Raw genomic sequence first — 16591 nt, forward strand, 5'->3', positions numbered from 1 at the left:
TGTTAAATATACAGGAGGGATGTAAGATAAAAATATGGATTTTGTACATCTTTTTTTTGCACAATGTTTGTAAAAGTTGTACCATTATATACAAGGTAACTAATGTTGTTGTTCTTGTTTAATGAAAGGTGATTGCGAAGTTGAAAGATGCATTTGTTGAAAAAGTAGATGACTTTGTAAAGCAGCATGATGTATTAAAGAAACATTCAACAATTGTTGTAGGGGTTTCTGGTGGTCCTGACTCTTTGGCTCTTTTATATTATTTGTTAGAAAAAAGGGCAGAAAAACAGCTAGAAATTGTAGTAGCACATGTGGACCATATGTTTAGAGGTAATGAATCTTATGAGGATTTACAGTTTGTACAGGGTCTTTGCAAAGAGCTAGGAGTTATTTGTGAAACGCTAAGGATTAATGTGTCGCAATATCAACAGCAATATGGAATGAATGCACAAGTTGCAGCTAGAGAATGCAGATATGCATTTTTGGAAAGAATAATGAAGAAATATGATGCGAGATATGTAGCTCTTGGTCACCATGGAGATGATCAAGTAGAGACGATTTTAATGCGCCTTGTACGAGGGAGTACTCCGAAAGGATACGCAGGAATTGCAGTGAAGCGATCTTTTCATAATGGATATTTAATTAGGCCGTTACTTGGGGTAACTAAGGAAGAAATTGTTGATTACTGTAATAAATTAAAAGTTATTCCGCGTATAGATCCGAGTAATAAAAAAGAAGTATATACAAGGAATCGATTACGTAAATATGTCCTTCCTTATTTGAAAGAAGAAAATCCACAAATGCATGAGAAATTTCAAAAATTTAGCGTGCAGATGCAAGAGGATGAGGCTTATTTGCAGGAATTAGCTTTTGAGAAAATGAATAAAGTAATTACAAAAAAAGCGATAAACAAATTAGCTTATCAATTCCTGCCTTTGAATCCATGTCTATGCCTTTACAAAGAAGAGGGATTCAACTAATATTAAACTATCTTTATGAATATAAGATTCCATCTTCGCTTTCTTCTATACATATTGACAAGGTGATTGAATTTTTTAAGCGGGCACAACCTTCAGGTTCACTAGATTTTCCAGGTGGTTTGAAAATTGTTCGCACATACGAAGAATGTGGTTTTGGATTTAAACAAGAAATTGTTTCTCCTTTTTCGCAAGATTTATCAGTACCTGGGACAATTATATTGCCGAATGGGGATAAACTTGTAACAGAGGTGAGCGAAGATATACCGAGTAACATGAATGAAACAGTATTTGTTGCTAAGTATAATGATATATCGTATCCACTTCGTATTCGGTCTAGGGAAAATGGAGATCGCATGTCAATGCAAGGTATGGATGGTACAAAAAAGATAAAAGCTGTTTTTATCGAAGCAAAAGTACCAAAAGAAAAAAGAGAAGAATGGCCGATCGTTTGTGACGCAAGTGGAAATATTATTTGGGTACCCTTGTTGAAACGATCTGCGTTTGCTACTTCGAAAGAGCTAGCAAAGAAGGGTAAATACATGATTATTCACTACAAAAGCAAGGAGTCTTCCGGGAGGATAATGAAATGATGAATCAAGATATCGAAAAAGTATTAATTTCTGAAGAACAAATACAAGAAAAGGTGCACGAACTAGGTGCAGTTATTGCAGAGGATTACAAAAATACAGTACCTCTTGCGATTGGTGTACTAAAGGGTGCAATGCCATTTATGGCAGATTTATTAAAGAGAACAGATACATATCTTGAAATGGATTTTATGGCTGTATCTAGCTACGGTCACTCTACAGTTTCGACAGGCGAAGTAAAAATCTTAAAAGATCTTGATACTTCGGTAGAAGGTCGCGATATTTTAATCGTTGAAGATATTATTGATAGCGGTCTTACACTAAGCTATTTAGTGGATCTGTTTAAATATCGTAAAGCGAAATCTGTAAAAATTGTTACTTTATTAGATAAGCCAACAGGCCGTAAGGTTGATCTGAAAGCAGATTATGTTGGATTTACTGTTCCTCATGAATTTGTTGTAGGATATGGATTAGATTATAAAGAGCAGTACCGTAATCTTCCTTATGTAGGAGTATTAAAACCAAGTGTTTACTCAAATTAATTAAATATAGGCGTTACAATTGTATAGGAAATTTTTTTTATGTTACGATTTACTATAGTGTTTATGCCGTGAGAGGAGGTTAGGAATGAATCGTATCTTCCGTAATACCATCTTTTATTTACTGATATTCTTAGTAGTAATTGGAATCGTGAGCTATTTTAATGGTTCGACGCAAAAAACGACATCAGTTAGCTACGATAAATTCATTACTCAACTTGAAAAAGGTGAAGTGCGTAATGTGCAGCTTCAACCGAAAAATGGTGTGTTTGAGGTAAAGGGACAATTCAAGACTTCTAGCCAAGGAGAACAATTTGTTACTTATGCACCAAATACTGAGGAATTACAAAAGAAAATTAATGATAAAGCGCAAGGGGCTGAAGTTAAGTATCAACCAGCAGAAGAAACAAGTGCTTGGGTAACGTTCTTTACTTCTATCATTCCGTTTGTCATTATCTTCATTTTATTCTTCTTCTTATTAAACCAAGCTCAGGGCGGCGGTAGCCGTGTTATGAACTTCGGGAAAAGTAAGGCGAAGCTATACAATGATGAAAAGAAAAAAATTCGTTTCAGAGATGTTGCTGGAGCGGATGAAGAGAAACAAGAACTTGTTGAGGTAGTTGAATTCTTGAAAGACCCTCGTAAGTTCGCTGAAGTTGGTGCCCGTATTCCGAAGGGTGTTCTATTAGTAGGACCTCCAGGTACAGGTAAAACTTTACTAGCACGTGCTGTTGCAGGTGAAGCAGGCGTTCCGTTCTTCTCTATTAGTGGTTCTGACTTCGTAGAGATGTTCGTCGGTGTCGGTGCATCCCGTGTACGTGATTTATTTGAAAATGCAAAGAAAAATGCTCCTTGTATCATTTTCATTGATGAAATTGATGCAGTAGGACGTCAACGTGGCGCGGGTCTTGGCGGTGGTCATGATGAGCGTGAACAAACGTTGAACCAATTGCTTGTTGAAATGGATGGATTCGGTGCAAATGAAGGTATTATTATCATCGCTGCGACAAACCGTCCTGATATTCTTGATCCAGCGTTATTACGTCCAGGTCGTTTTGACCGTCAAATTACAGTAGATCGTCCAGATGTAAATGGTCGTGAAGCTGTACTTAAGGTACACGCTCGTAATAAACCGCTTGATGAGAATGTCAACTTAAGAGCAATTGCAACTCGTACACCAGGATTCTCTGGTGCCGATCTTGAAAACTTATTAAACGAAGCTGCTTTAGTAGCTGCGCGTCAAGATAAGAAGAAAATTGATATGAGTGACATCGATGAAGCGACGGATCGTGTTATTGCAGGTCCAGCTAAGAAAAGTCGCGTTATCTCTGAAAAAGAACGTAATATCGTTGCATTCCATGAGGCCGGCCATACTGTAATTGGTGTTGTCCTTGATGAAGCAGATATCGTTCATAAAGTAACAATTGTCCCTCGTGGTCAAGCTGGTGGATATGCGGTAATGCTTCCGAAGGAAGATCGTTACTTCATGACAAAACCAGAGTTACTTGATAAAATCACTGGTTTACTTGGTGGTCGAGTAGCTGAGGAGATTGTATTTGGTGAAGCAAGTACAGGTGCTCACAACGACTTCCAACGTGCGACTGGTATTGCAAGACGTATGGTCACAGAATTCGGGATGAGTGATAAGCTTGGACCGATGCAATTTGGTAGCTCACAAGGTGGTCAGGTATTCTTAGGAAGAGACTTCCATTCAGAACAAAACTACAGTGATGCAATCGCGCATGAAATTGATGTGGAAATGCAAATAATTATTAAAGACTGTTATGCTCGTGCGAAACAAATTCTTACTGAAAAACGAGATAAGCTTGATATTATCGCGAAAACGTTACTTGAAGTAGAAACATTAGATGCAGAGCAAATTAATCATTTATATGATTATGGCAGATTACCTGAGCGTCCAACATCTTCAGATGATGTGAAAGTAAACATCAATATGAAGAAAGACGATGAAGATACAGAAGATAAGTAAGAAAAAAAGGAGTGACAATAGTCACTCCTTTTTTTTGTGGAATGAATTTAAGTGGCAAAAAAAATTGAAATAGAGAGTAATCTTTTTGTACAATGATGAGTATAGAAAAACTGATTATATAAGTATGTGTGATATGATGTTTTTATAAGTTTTATACATACTGCGCAAATATAGATTAAATAAGATAAGTGGTGAGAATATGATTTTTGTATTGGATGTAGGGAACACAAATGCGGTACTAGGTGTGTTTGAAGAGGGAGAACTTCGTCAACATTGGCGCATGGAAACAGATCGTCATAAAACAGAAGATGAGTATGGGATGCTTGTAAAGCAGTTACTTGAGCATGAAGGTCTTTCTTTTGAAGATGTGAAAGGTATTATTGTGTCTTCAGTCGTACCGCCAATTATGTTCGCTTTAGAGCGTATGTGTGAAAAGTATTTTAAAATTAAACCGCTTGTAGTGGGGCCTGGGATAAAAACTGGTTTGAATATTAAATATGAAAATCCACGTGAAGTAGGCGCGGACCGAATTGTAAATGCAGTAGCAGGAATCCACTTATATGGAAGTCCGCTTATTATTGTTGATTTTGGTACGGCTACTACATATTGTTATATTAACGAAGAGAAGCATTATATGGGTGGCGTCATTACGCCAGGAATTATGATTTCGGCAGAGGCTTTATATAGCAGGGCAGCAAAGCTTCCTCGTATTGAAATTACAAAACCGGGTAGTGTTATCGGGAAGAATACAGTAAGTGCAATGCAATCAGGTATTCTTTATGGATACGTTGGACAAGTGGAAGGTATTGTTAAGCGTATGAAGGAAGAAGCTAAGCAAGAACCGAAAGTTATTGCAACAGGTGGATTAGCAAAATTAATTTCAGAAGAATCAAATGTAATTGATATTGTAGATCCGTTTTTAACGTTAAAAGGTTTGTATATGTTATATGAGCGTAATGCAAATTTACAACATGAGAAGGGTGAATAAATAAGTATGAAAGATTATTTAGTAAAAGCGTTAGCGTTTAATGGAGAGGTTCGTGCTTATAGTGTACGTACAACAAATACAGTAAGTGAGGCGCAAAAGCGTCATGATACATGGAGAACAGCTTCAGCGGCACTTGGTCGTTCTTTAACTGCGGGTACAATGATGGGTGCTATGTTAAAAGGCGAGCAGAAGTTAACGATTAAAGTAGAGGGTAACGGCCCGATTGGTCCTATTTTAGTCGATGCTCATGCAAATGGGGATGTACGTGGTTATGTAACGAATCCGCATGTTGATTTTGAAGGAACGGAACAAGGAAAATTACGTGTATATCAAGCGGTAGGTACAGAAGGGTTTGTAACGGTAATTAAAGATATCGGTATGCGTGAACCGTTTATTGGTCAATCTCCCATTGTTTCAGGAGAACTAGGGGAAGATTTCACATATTATTTCGCGGTTTCTGAGCAGACACCTTCTTCTGTAGGTGTTGGTGTTCTTGTAAATGGAGATGATAGCGTATTAGCGGCGGGTGGATTCATTCTTCAAATTATGCCAGGTGCGCAGGAAGAAACAATTTCATTTATTGAAGAGCGTCTTCAACAAATCCCGCCGGTATCACAATTAATCGAACAAGGTCTTTCTCCAGAAGAATTACTGTATGAAGTGCTTGGAGAAGATAAAGTGAAAGTGCTAGAAACAATGGATGTTCAATTTAATTGTACATGTTCACGTGAGCGTATTGAAAGTGTGCTAATTAGTTTAGGTAAAGCGGAGTTAGAACAAATTCGTGCAGAAGAAGAAGAGACGGAAGTTCACTGTCACTTCTGTAATGAACGACATAAATTCGCTAAAGAAGATATTACAAGTCTAATTGAGAAGCTGTAATAAAGAAGTTTAGGTGGAGAATCAGCCGCCCAAATAGATTGACAAACAGGGAATTTTCTGACAAAATCTAAATATAGATAAAACCAATAAAAATACTCGGTGTTAGGAGTGACAGGAATGCGAGTGGCACAATCAGTTTCAGAATTAATCGGGAAAACGCCGATCGTTAAGTTGAACCGCATCGTAGAATCAGACAGCGCAGATGTATACTTAAAATTAGAATTTATGAATCCGGGGAGCAGTGTTAAAGATCGTATCGCGTTAGCTATGATTGAAGATGCTGAAAATAAAGGATTATTAAAAGAGGGCGATACAATCATTGAGCCGACAAGTGGTAACACAGGTATTGGCTTAGCGATGGTAGCAGCTGCTAAAGGATATAAGGCAATTTTAGTAATGCCAGAAACAATGAGTATTGAGCGTCGTAATTTATTACGCGCTTACGGTGCTGAATTAGTATTGACTCCAGGACCTGAAGGAATGGGCGGAGCAATTCGAAAGGCAACTGAATTAGCAGAAGAACATGGGTACTTTATACCACAACAGTTCCAAAATCAAGCGAATCCAGAAATCCATCGTATAACAACAGGTCCAGAAATTGTTGAACAGATGGGGGATCAATTAGATGCGTTTATCGCAGGTATTGGTACAGGTGGAACAATTACAGGTGCCGGTGAAGTGCTGAAAGAGGCTTATAAAGATATCAAAATTTACGCGGTAGAACCTGCGGATTCACCAGTATTATCTGGTGGAAAGCCAGGACCACATAAGATTCAAGGAATTGGAGCGGGGTTTGTTCCGGAGACATTGGATGTAGAGGTATATGATGAAATTATTCAAGTGAAAACGGAGCAAGCGTTCGAATATGCGAGAAGAGTGGCTAAAGAAGAAGGTATTTTAGTTGGTATCTCTTCGGGAGCAGTCGTTTATGCAGCGACAGAAGTTGCGAAGAAATTAGGTAAAGGGAAAAAGGTACTTGTTATTATCCCAAGTAACGGTGAACGTTATTTAAGTACACCACTTTATCAATTTGAGTCATAAGTGAATGTGATTTGAAAAGCATCCTTAAAAAAGGATGCTTTTTCTTTTTTGATTGGAAAAAGGAAAAGAGTGAATGACTAGAAAACTTCATGTAAAATAAGAAGTAGTATAATTAATTTATTTTCACTAGCCCTCAAGTATAATCATTCTCTATATAAATAATTTTATGTAGTTTGATTTGATTGGCTTAAGAGGGTGGGATAACAGAAGACGGGGTGTTGATATGCAACGAAGAAAATCTTTAGCGCTTTCTATTCCATATCAGTTAGATTTCTTTAAGCAATATAAATTTCTTTCTCAGGATAAGCCGCAACATATTTTGTTAGAAAGTGGACGTGGTGGTCGTTATAATATTGTTGGGCTGGATCCAGTAGCGGTAATTCAGGGTAAGAATGAGACGTTACATATAAGTGAAAGTGGTAAGGAAACAATAAAGCGAGGGAATCCGTTAGATTTAATGCAAGCGTATATGGAGAAATGGAAAACGGATTATAATCCGGAGTACCCACCTTTTCAGGGTGGGGCAATTGGATACTTTAGTTATGATTGTATCCGTTATATTGAAAAACTTTCTTCTCTTGCGAAGGATGATATTAATATACCTGACATATTCTTTTTGTTATTTGATGACGTGTTTGTGTATGATCAACAGGAGAGAGTATTATGGATTATTACGCATTATGTAGATGAGTGTGAAGAGGCAGAAGAACGATTAAATGAATGGAAGGGTCTTTGGATGAAAGAAGCCCCCGAAGTGACTATGCCGTTTGAATCTCCTGAAAAGAAAAATGAAGCAGTCGCTTTTACGGAAGAGGGCTTTATGAAGGCCATTGAACGTATTCAAGAATATATTGGAGCGGGTGATGTGTTTCAAGTAAACTTGTCGACAAGACAAGAAAGAACATTACAAACACATCCACTAGAAATATATACAAGTCTTCGTGAAATTAATCCATCTCCATATATGGGTTACTTGGAGTTTGGAGATTTTCAAATTGTTAGTGCTTCGCCTGAATTGCTAATTAAAAAGCAAGGAAAAGAAGTGAGTACAAGACCGATTGCTGGTACGCGCTCTCGAGGAGCAAGTGAGCAAGAGGATGAAGAATTAGCGAAAGAATTAATTGAAAATGAAAAGGAAAGAGCAGAGCATGTAATGCTTGTGGATTTAGAACGAAATGACTTGGGCCGGGTTTGTAAATATGGCACTGTTGAAGTAGATGAATTTATGGTGATTGAAAAATACTCACACGTTATGCATATTGTTTCTAATGTGCGTGGTGAGGTGGAAGCAGATAAAGATGCTTTCGATTTGGTGAAGGCTGTATTTCCTGGTGGGACAATTACCGGTGCCCCGAAAATACGTACGATGGAAATCATTGAAGAATTAGAACCTGTTCGCCGAGGGATTTATACGGGTTCAATTGGTTGGATTGGTTATTCTGGAGATACGGAATTGAATATTGTAATCCGAACACTACTTACTAAAGATGGACAAGCGCATGTGCAAGCTGGAGCGGGTATTGTAATTGATTCAAATCCAAAAGATGAATATAAAGAGTCGTTAAAAAAAGCAATCGCTTTATGGCGTGCAAAAGAAAGTAGCGAAGAAACGGTTAGGTGAGAGAAATGATATTAATGATTGATAATTATGATTCTTTTACATTTAATTTAGTGCAATTTCTTGGAGAACTTGGACAAGAGCTTGTTGTTAAGCGTAATGATGAAGTTACTATTTCGGATATTGAGAATATGAAACCGGATTTTTTAATGATTTCGCCAGGTCCATGTAGTCCTAATGAGGCGGGAATCAGTATGGATGTTATTAAATATTTTGCAGGTAAGCTTCCGATTTTTGGGGTCTGTCTTGGACATCAATCAATTGCACAAGTATTTGGAGGGGATGTTGTCAGGGCAGAGCGTTTGATGCATGGAAAAACATCTTTAATGCATCATGATGGGCAGACGATTTTTTCTGATATCCCAAATCCATTTACCGCGACACGTTATCACTCTCTTATCGTTAAAAAAGAGACGTTACCGAATTGTTTAGAGATAACATCTTGGACTGAAGAAGGTGAAATTATGGCGCTTCGTCATAAAACGTTGCCGATTGAAGGGGTACAATTCCATCCGGAATCTATTATGACTTCTCACGGGAAAGAATTGCTACAGAATTTCATTCGCAAATATAGCCCAAGTGTGACATCGTGTTAATTTACGTAAATGGCGCGTATGTAGAAGCGAGTGAAGCGAAAATTTCTCCTTATGACCACGGTTACCTATATGGACTTGGGGTTTTTGAGACATTTCGTATTTATAATGGTCATCTCTTTTTATTGGATGATCATTATGAACGCTTAATGGATGCGCTCGATATATTGCAAATCAAATGGACAATGACAAAAGATGAAGTGATGCTTATTTTAAAGAATCTACTTGTTAAGAATGGGTTAAAGCATGCATATGTGCGCTTAAATGTATCGGCGGGTATAGATGAAATAGGATTACAAACGGAAGTATATGAAGAACCGTCTGTTATTGTTTTTATAAAACCTTTAGCAGCTCCAGGGAATGTAGTGGAAAAAGAAGGAGTTATTTTAAAGCAAGTGAGAAATACACCAGAGGGTGCATTTCGCTTGAAGTCCCATCATTATTTAAATAATATTTTAGGGAAACGCGAAATTGGAAATGTTGTGAATAAGGAAGGTATTTTTCTTACCGAAACAGGTTATGTTGCAGAGGGTATTGTTTCGAATCTCTTTTTTGTTAAAGGAGATATTTTATATACTCCTTCATTAGAAACAGGGATTTTAAACGGAATCACTCGTGCGTTTATTATAAAGGCTGCTGAAGAGCTAGATATAGAAGTAAAGGAAGGTTTCTTTACAAAAGATGAATTGCTTTCAGCGGATGAAGTGTTCGTAACGAACTCTATTCAAGAGATTGTCCCCCTTTATCGTATAGAGGAGAAAGATTTCCCGGGTAAAGTGGGAGTGGTTACAAAAAGACTTATGGATCTTTATGGAGTGCAGAGAGAGAAATTGTGGAGCAGAAATGAATTGCGAAGAGGAGATGTGTAGTTTGAAGTGGGATTATGATTTGCGCTGCGGCGAATATACATTGAACTTAAATGAAAAGACATTAATTATGGGGATTTTAAATGTAACGCCAGATTCATTTTCTGATGGTGGGAGTTACAACGAAGTAGATGCTGCGGTGCGACATGCGAAAGAAATGAAAAGTGAAGGTGTCCATATTATTGATATTGGCGGCGAATCTACCCGTCCGGGTTTCGCTAAAGTTTCAGTAGAAGAGGAAATAAAGCGAGTTGTTCCAATGATTCAGGCAGTGTCAAAAGAAGTAAAGCTACCTATTTCTATTGATACGTATAAAGCTGAGGTTGCGAAACAAGCGATTGAAGCTGGTGCTCATATTATTAATGATATTTGGGGAGCGAAGGCGGAACCGAGGATTGCTGAAGTTGCAGCCTATTATGATGTGCCCATTATCTTAATGCATAACCGAGATAATATGAATTACCGCAATTTAATGGCCGATATGATTGCTGATTTGTATGAAAGTATTAAAATTGCTAAAGATGCTGGTGTGCGAGATGAGAATATTATTTTAGACCCAGGTATCGGTTTTGCGAAAACACCTGAGCAAAATTTAGAAGCGATGCGCAATTTAGAACAGTTAAATGTACTGGGTTACCCAGTTCTCTTAGGTACTTCAAGAAAGTCCTTTATTGGCCATGTGTTAGATTTACCAGTGGAGGAACGTCTTGAAGGAACGGGAGCTACCGTTTGTCTTGGTATTGAAAAGGGCTGTGAGTTTATCCGTGTTCATGATGTGAAAGAAATGGCGCGTATGGCTAAGATGATGGACGCGATGATTGGTAAGGGGGTAAAGTAATTGGATAAAATTTATATCCATGATATGGAGTTTTACGGTTATCATGGTGTATTCCCAGAAGAGAATAAATTAGGTCAGAGATTTAAAGTAGATTTAACGGTGGAGTTGGATTTAAAACGCGCAGGAGAAAGTGACGACTTGGAGCATTCTGTCAATTACGGGGAACTTTTTGAGCTGTGTAGAAAAGTTGTTGAAGATAGAACGTATAAGCTTGTAGAGAGTATCGCTGAAAATATCGCTACAGATATATTGAAACAATATGAGAGTATTTCACGGTGTACAATTAAGGTAATTAAACCGGATCCGCCGATACCAGGACATTATCGTGCTGTAGCGGTAGAAATTACGAGAGAGCGTCCATGAATAATATAGCGTACATTGCATTAGGTTCCAATATTGGGGAGCGTTATACTTATTTAACTGAAGCAATTCAGTTTTTAAATAAAAACCAGCATATCCAAGTTGATGATGTTTCGTCTGTATATGAAACTGATCCGGTTGGCTATACTGACCAAAATTGCTTTTTAAATTTAGTTATAAAAATTTCTACCAATTTATCACCGCAAGAATTATTGAAAGTAACACAAAGGGTAGAGAATGACCTAGGAAGAAAAAGGGAAATTAGATGGGGCCCGAGGACCATCGACCTTGACATTTTACTATATAATCAAGAAAATATTGAAGCAGAGAATCTTATTGTTCCGCATCCGCGGATGTTCGAAAGAGCTTTTGTTATCGTTCCGTTGTTAGAAATCAATCAAGATATAAAACAAGACATTTCACGTTCACAAGTAGAAGAAATGAAAAGGCGAGAGGGAGTAACGGTATGGAAGCAGAAAAATGGGGAAGACGCATTCGTGCTTTTCGAAAGCTAAAAGGCTATACGCAAGAAGGTTTTGCGAAAGAATTAGGGGTATCTGTATCGGTTTTAGGTGAAGTTGAGAGGGGCAATAGATCACCTTCCCAAGATTTTGTAGTAGAAGTCGCTAAAACATTAAACGTTTCAATAGACGAATTGATGCCAAAGTGACCGTAAAGGAAGGAGTAAGTCGGGTGTTAAAGATTGCAAATATTGAGATGAAAAATCCAGTTGTACTAGCACCGATGGCGGGAGTGTGTAACTCTGCATTCCGTTTGACGGTAAAAGAATTTGGTGCAGGTTTAGTTTGTGCTGAAATGGTAAGTGATAAGGCAATATTACTTAATAACAAAAGAACATTAGATATGTTATATATCGATGAGAGAGAAAAGCCATTAAGTTTACAAATTTTTGGTGGAGAGAAAGAAACTCTTGTAGATGCTGCGAAATACGTAGATAAATATACGACAGCAGACATTATTGATATTAATATGGGGTGCCCAGTACCGAAAATCACTAAGTGTGATGCAGGAGCAAAGTGGCTTTTAGACCCAAATAAAATATATGAGATGGTAGCGGCGGTTGTAGATGCTGTTGAAAAGCCAGTTACAGTTAAAATGCGTATTGGTTGGGATGAAGAACATATTTTCGCAATAGAAAATGCTAGAGCTGTTGAGCGTGCTGGTGGACAAGCGATAGCGGTTCATGGGCGTACACGAGTGCAAATGTATGAAGGTAAAGCGGATTGGAATATTATTAAACAAGTAAAGCAGGCTGTAAATATTCCGGTTATCGGAAATGGTGATGTCGAAACACCACAAGATGCAAAGCGTATGCTTGATGAAATTGGTGTAGATGGTGTTATGATTGGTCGCGCTGCTCTTGGAGATCCGTGGATGATTTATCGTACGGTAAAGTATTTAGAGACAGGTGAGTTAATGCCGGAACCAACAGTGCGTGAGAAAATTGATGTATGTATGTTGCATCTAGATCGTCTTATCGATTTAAAGAACGAAAATGTTGCCGTAAGAGAGATGAGAAAGCATGCAGCTTGGTATTTAAAAGGTGTTCGTGGTAATGCCAGTGTGCGTAATGGTATCAATACTTGCGACACACGTGAGGACCTTGCGAATGTATTAGGTGCATTTGTAGAAGAAGTAGAAGCGAAACAACAAACAATTTATGTTGGTTAATAAGGGGGCATAGGAGATTGACATTCTTCTATACACTTCCTATAATTACGTGAAAGAAAGAAGAACTGCCAGTTAGTTGCTGGCAGTTTTTCTAGTTGAGTAGAAAATGCTATACTGTATATATTGTAAAAATTAATAGAGCTGGAGTGATATTAATATCATGGATAACATGAACCACGAAGAATTAAACGACCAATTGCTTGTTCGTCGTGAAAAGCTACATAATTTACGTGAGCAAGGAATCGATCCGTTCGGTAAACGATTTGAACGCACAAATTCAACAACTGACTTAGTAAGTCTATATGGAGAATTCTCTAAAGAAGAATTAGAAGAGAAAGAAATCACTGTTTCTATCGCTGGTCGTATTATGACAAAACGCGGTAAAGGAAAAGCGGGATTTGCGCATATTCAAGATTTACAGGGGCAAGTTCAAATTTATGTGCGTAAAGATACTGTTGGAGATGAAGAGTACGAGTTATTTACGACAGCAGATTTAGGTGACTTAGTAGGTATTGAAGGTAAAGTGTTCAAAACAAACGTTGGAGAACTTTCAGTAAAAGCGATAGGATTTACACTTTTAACGAAATCCCTTCGTCCATTACCGGATAAATACCATGGATTAAAAGATGTTGAACAACGCTATCGTCAACGTTACTTGGACTTAATTACAAGTATGGAAAGCCGTGAAACGTTCGTTACCCGTAGTAAAATTATTCGTGAAATGAGAAGATATTTAGATGACAACGGTTATCTTGAAGTGGAAACGCCTATGATGCACGCGATTGCAGGTGGAGCGTCTGCTCGTCCTTTCACTACACACCATAATGCGTTAGATATGGAATTATATATGCGTATCGCAATTGAACTTCATTTAAAACGTCTTATTGTGGGTGGATTAGAAAAGGTTTATGAGATCGGCCGTGTATTCCGTAATGAGGGTGTATCAACTCGTCATAACCCTGAGTTTACGATGATTGAATTATATGAAGCGTACGCTGATTATAATGATATTATGAAACTAACAGAAAATATGGTTGCTCATATCGCGAAAAAAGTATTGGGTACAACAACAATCCAATATGGTGATTATGAAATTAATCTAGAGCCAGAATGGACACGTCTTCATATGGTAGATGCAATTAAGCAACACTCTGGAGCAGATTTCTGGAATCCAATGAGTGTAGAAGAAGCGCGTGAACTTGCAAAAGAACATAATGTGGAAATTAAGAATACAATGGAAGTTGGTCATATTATTAATGAGTTCTTCGAACAAAAAGTAGAAGATAAATTAATCCAACCAACATTTATTTACGGTCATCCGGTAGAAATTTCGCCACTTGCGAAAAAGAATGACGAAGATCCACGATTCACAGATCGTTTCGAGTTATTTATCGTTGCGCGTGAACATGCAAATGCATTCACTGAGTTAAATGATCCAATCGATCAAAAAGAACGTTTTGAAGCTCAACTAAAAGAGCGCGAGCAAGGTAATGACGAAGCTCACATGATGGATGATGATTATATCGAAGCTCTTGAGTACGGTATGCCTCCTACGGGTGGGTTAGGAATCGGTATTGATCGTCTTGTTATGTTATTAACAAACGCACCATCTATTCGTGACGTACTATTATTCCCAGCTATGCGCCATAAACAAGACTAAGCTTTGGAGATTTCTCCAAAGCTTTTTTTATTTCTTTATTTGAGGGGAGAGAAACCTTCTATTAAAAGGAAAGCGAGATTATTGCTCGTTAAGTGGATGCCAGATTAAAAAACTATACTTATATAGAAGAAAGTTGCTGTTTTTATGCTTTTTTACTAAGTTAAAAATTTTATTAGAAAAACTATTGCATTTCATTTTTCTACATGATATATTAATAACCGTCGCTGATGCGGAAACGCAGAAAACGACAAAAAAGAAATTGAAAAACTTAGTTGACATCGAAAAATGAAGATGTTAACATAAGGAAGTCGCAAATGAGCGACTAAGTAGTTCTTTGAAAACTGAACGAAACAAACAACGTGAACGTCAATTTTTATTTTTAGATGCTAGACAAACTAACTTTATTGGAGAGTTTGATCCTGGCTCAGGATGAACGCTGGCGGCGTGCCTAATACATGCAAGTCGAGCGAATGGATTAAGAGCTTGCTCTTATGAAGTTAGCGGCGGACGGGTGAGTAACACGTGGGTAACCTACCCATAAGACTGGGATAACTCCGGGAAACCGGGGCTAATACCGGATAATATTTTGAACTGCATAGTTCGAAATTGAAAGGCGGCTTCGGCTGTCACTTATGGATGGACCCGCGTCGCATTAGCTAGTTGGTGAGGTAACGGCTCACCAAGGCGACGATGCGTAGCCGACCTGAGAGGGTGATCGGCCACACTGGGACTGAGACACGGCCCAGACTCCTACGGGAGGCAGCAGTAGGGAATCTTCCGCAATGGACGAAAGTCTGACGGAGCAACGCCGCGTGAGTGATGAAGGCTTTCGGGTCGTAAAACTCTGTTGTTAGGGAAGAACAAGTGCTAGTTGAATAAGCTGGCACCTTGACGGTACCTAACCAGAAAGCCACGGCTAACTACGTGCCAGCAGCCGCGGTAATACGTAGGTGGCAAGCGTTATCCGGAATTATTGGGCGTAAAGCGCGCGCAGGTGGTTTCTTAAGTCTGATGTGAAAGCCCACGGCTCAACCGTGGAGGGTCATTGGAAACTGGGAGACTTGAGTGCAGAAGAGGAAAGTGGAATTCCATGTGTAGCGGTGAAATGCGTAGAGATATGGAGGAACACCAGTGGCGAAGGCGACTTTCTGGTCTGTAACTGACACTGAGGCGCGAAAGCGTGGGGAGCAAACAGGATTAGATACCCTGGTAGTCCACGCCGTAAACGATGAGTGCTAAGTGTTAGAGGGTTTCCGCCCTTTAGTGCTGAAGTTAACGCATTAAGCACTCCGCCTGGGGAGTACGGCCGCAAGGCTGAAACTCAAAGGAATTGACGGGGGCCCGCACAAGCGGTGGAGCATGTGGTTTAATTCGAAGCAACGCGAAGAACCTTACCAGGTCTTGACATCCTCTGAAAACTCTAGAGATAGAGCTTCTCCTTCGGGAGCAGAGTGACAGGTGGTGCATGGTTGTCGTCAGCTCGTGTCGTGAGATGTTGGGTTAAGTCCCGCAACGAGCGCAACCCTTGATCTTAGTTGCCATCATTAAGTTGGGCACTCTAAGGTGACTGCCGGTGACAAACCGGAGGAAGGTGGGGATGACGTCAAATCATCATGCCCCTTATGACCTGGGCTACACACGTGCTACAATGGACGGTACAAAGAGCTGCAAGACCGCGAGGTGGAGCTAATCTCATAAAACCGTTCTCAGTTCGGATTGTAGGCTGCAACTCGCCTACATGAAGCTGGAATCGCTAGTAATCGCGGATCAGCATGCCGCGGTGAATACGTTCCCGGGCCTTGTACACACCGCCCGTCACACCACGAGAGTTTGTAACACCCGAAGTCGGTGGGGTAACCTTTATGGAGCCAGCCGCCTAAGGTGGGACAGATGATTGGGGTGAAGTCGTAACAAGGTAGCCGTATCGGAAGGTGCGGCTGGATCACCTCCTTTCTAT

14 protein-coding genes, 1 rRNA gene and 1 pseudogene are annotated in these 16591 nt (G+C 39.0%); all 16 read left to right on the forward strand.

The annotated features are described in order from the left end of the window. Window positions 1–140: 140 nt before the first annotated feature. The 16 genes and pseudogenes from tilS to JFT95_RS25440 all read left to right on the forward strand — a co-directional run bounded on the left by tilS (window position 141) and on the right by JFT95_RS25440 (window position 16587). Window positions 141–1570, forward strand: a pseudogene (tilS, locus tag JFT95_RS25365) (tRNA lysidine(34) synthetase TilS). After that, window positions 1567–2109, forward strand: a complete 543-nt coding sequence (gene hpt, locus JFT95_RS25370; RefSeq protein ID WP_002124550.1) for a hypoxanthine phosphoribosyltransferase — start codon at window positions 1567–1569, stop codon at window positions 2107–2109. The pseudogene tilS and the gene hpt overlap by 4 nt, the downstream one beginning before the upstream one ends. A gap of 85 nt (window positions 2110–2194) precedes the next feature. Continuing rightward, a complete protein-coding gene (ftsH, locus tag JFT95_RS25375; RefSeq protein WP_002091565.1) occupies window positions 2195–4096 on the forward strand; it encodes an ATP-dependent zinc metalloprotease FtsH in 1902 nt (633 codons plus the stop codon). Window positions 4097–4295: 199 nt separating this feature from the next. Next, window positions 4296–5084 carry a type III pantothenate kinase gene (locus tag JFT95_RS25380; protein ID WP_002009692.1) on the forward strand — a complete coding sequence of 263 codons (789 nt, stop codon included), beginning with the start codon at window positions 4296–4298 and terminating at the stop codon, window positions 5082–5084. Between the two features lie 6 nt (window positions 5085–5090). Then, a complete protein-coding gene (gene hslO / locus JFT95_RS25385; protein ID WP_002009693.1) occupies window positions 5091–5966 on the forward strand; it encodes a redox-regulated molecular chaperone HslO in 876 nt (291 codons plus the stop codon). A gap of 117 nt (window positions 5967–6083) precedes the next feature. After that, on the forward strand, window positions 6084–7007 hold the full coding sequence (gene cysK, locus JFT95_RS25390; RefSeq protein ID WP_002130221.1) for a cysteine synthase A: 924 nt from the start codon (window positions 6084–6086) through the stop codon (window positions 7005–7007). 223 nt (window positions 7008–7230) lie between these two features. Continuing rightward, window positions 7231–8628, forward strand: coding sequence for an anthranilate synthase component I (trpE, locus tag JFT95_RS25395; protein ID WP_201053519.1), 1398 nt, complete (start codon window positions 7231–7233; stop codon window positions 8626–8628). A 5-nt stretch (window positions 8629–8633) separates the two neighbouring features. Next, on the forward strand, window positions 8634–9221 hold the full coding sequence (pabA, locus tag JFT95_RS25400; RefSeq protein WP_002113273.1) for an aminodeoxychorismate/anthranilate synthase component II: 588 nt from the start codon (window positions 8634–8636) through the stop codon (window positions 9219–9221). Continuing rightward, window positions 9215–10087, forward strand: a complete 873-nt coding sequence (gene pabC, locus JFT95_RS25405; RefSeq protein ID WP_002091560.1) for an aminodeoxychorismate lyase — start codon at window positions 9215–9217, stop codon at window positions 10085–10087. The genes pabA and pabC overlap by 7 nt, the downstream gene beginning before the upstream one ends. Continuing rightward, window positions 10062–10922, forward strand: coding sequence for a dihydropteroate synthase (gene folP / locus JFT95_RS25410; RefSeq protein WP_061689485.1), 861 nt, complete (start codon window positions 10062–10064; stop codon window positions 10920–10922). The genes pabC and folP overlap by 26 nt, the downstream gene beginning before the upstream one ends. Then, on the forward strand, window positions 10923–11285 hold the full coding sequence (folB, locus tag JFT95_RS25415) for a dihydroneopterin aldolase (protein WP_000358063.1): 363 nt from the start codon (window positions 10923–10925) through the stop codon (window positions 11283–11285). After that, a complete protein-coding gene (folK, locus tag JFT95_RS25420) occupies window positions 11282–11797 on the forward strand; it encodes a 2-amino-4-hydroxy-6-hydroxymethyldihydropteridine diphosphokinase (protein WP_002138868.1) in 516 nt (171 codons plus the stop codon). Before folB ends, folK begins: the two co-directional genes overlap by 4 nt. Beyond that, window positions 11749–11952: a helix-turn-helix domain-containing protein gene (locus tag JFT95_RS25425; RefSeq protein WP_002009706.1), complete on the forward strand. Its 204-nt coding sequence runs from the start codon at window positions 11749–11751 to the stop codon at window positions 11950–11952. The genes folK and JFT95_RS25425 overlap by 49 nt, the downstream gene beginning before the upstream one ends. A gap of 23 nt (window positions 11953–11975) precedes the next feature. Beyond that, window positions 11976–12974 carry a tRNA dihydrouridine synthase DusB gene (dusB, locus tag JFT95_RS25430; protein WP_002009708.1) on the forward strand — a complete coding sequence of 333 codons (999 nt, stop codon included), beginning with the start codon at window positions 11976–11978 and terminating at the stop codon, window positions 12972–12974. A gap of 160 nt (window positions 12975–13134) precedes the next feature. Continuing rightward, window positions 13135–14634 (forward strand): lysine--tRNA ligase, encoded by a 1500-nt coding sequence (lysS, locus tag JFT95_RS25435; RefSeq protein WP_002009709.1) that lies wholly within the window; start codon window positions 13135–13137, stop codon window positions 14632–14634. Between the two features lie 401 nt (window positions 14635–15035). Continuing rightward, a 16S ribosomal RNA gene (locus JFT95_RS25440) occupies window positions 15036–16587 on the forward strand. The last annotated feature ends 4 nt before the right edge of the window (window positions 16588–16591 follow it).

It is taken from the genome of Bacillus sp. TH17 (assembly GCF_016651125.1).
Classification (GTDB): domain Bacteria; phylum Bacillota; class Bacilli; order Bacillales; family Bacillaceae_G; genus Bacillus_A; species Bacillus_A mycoides.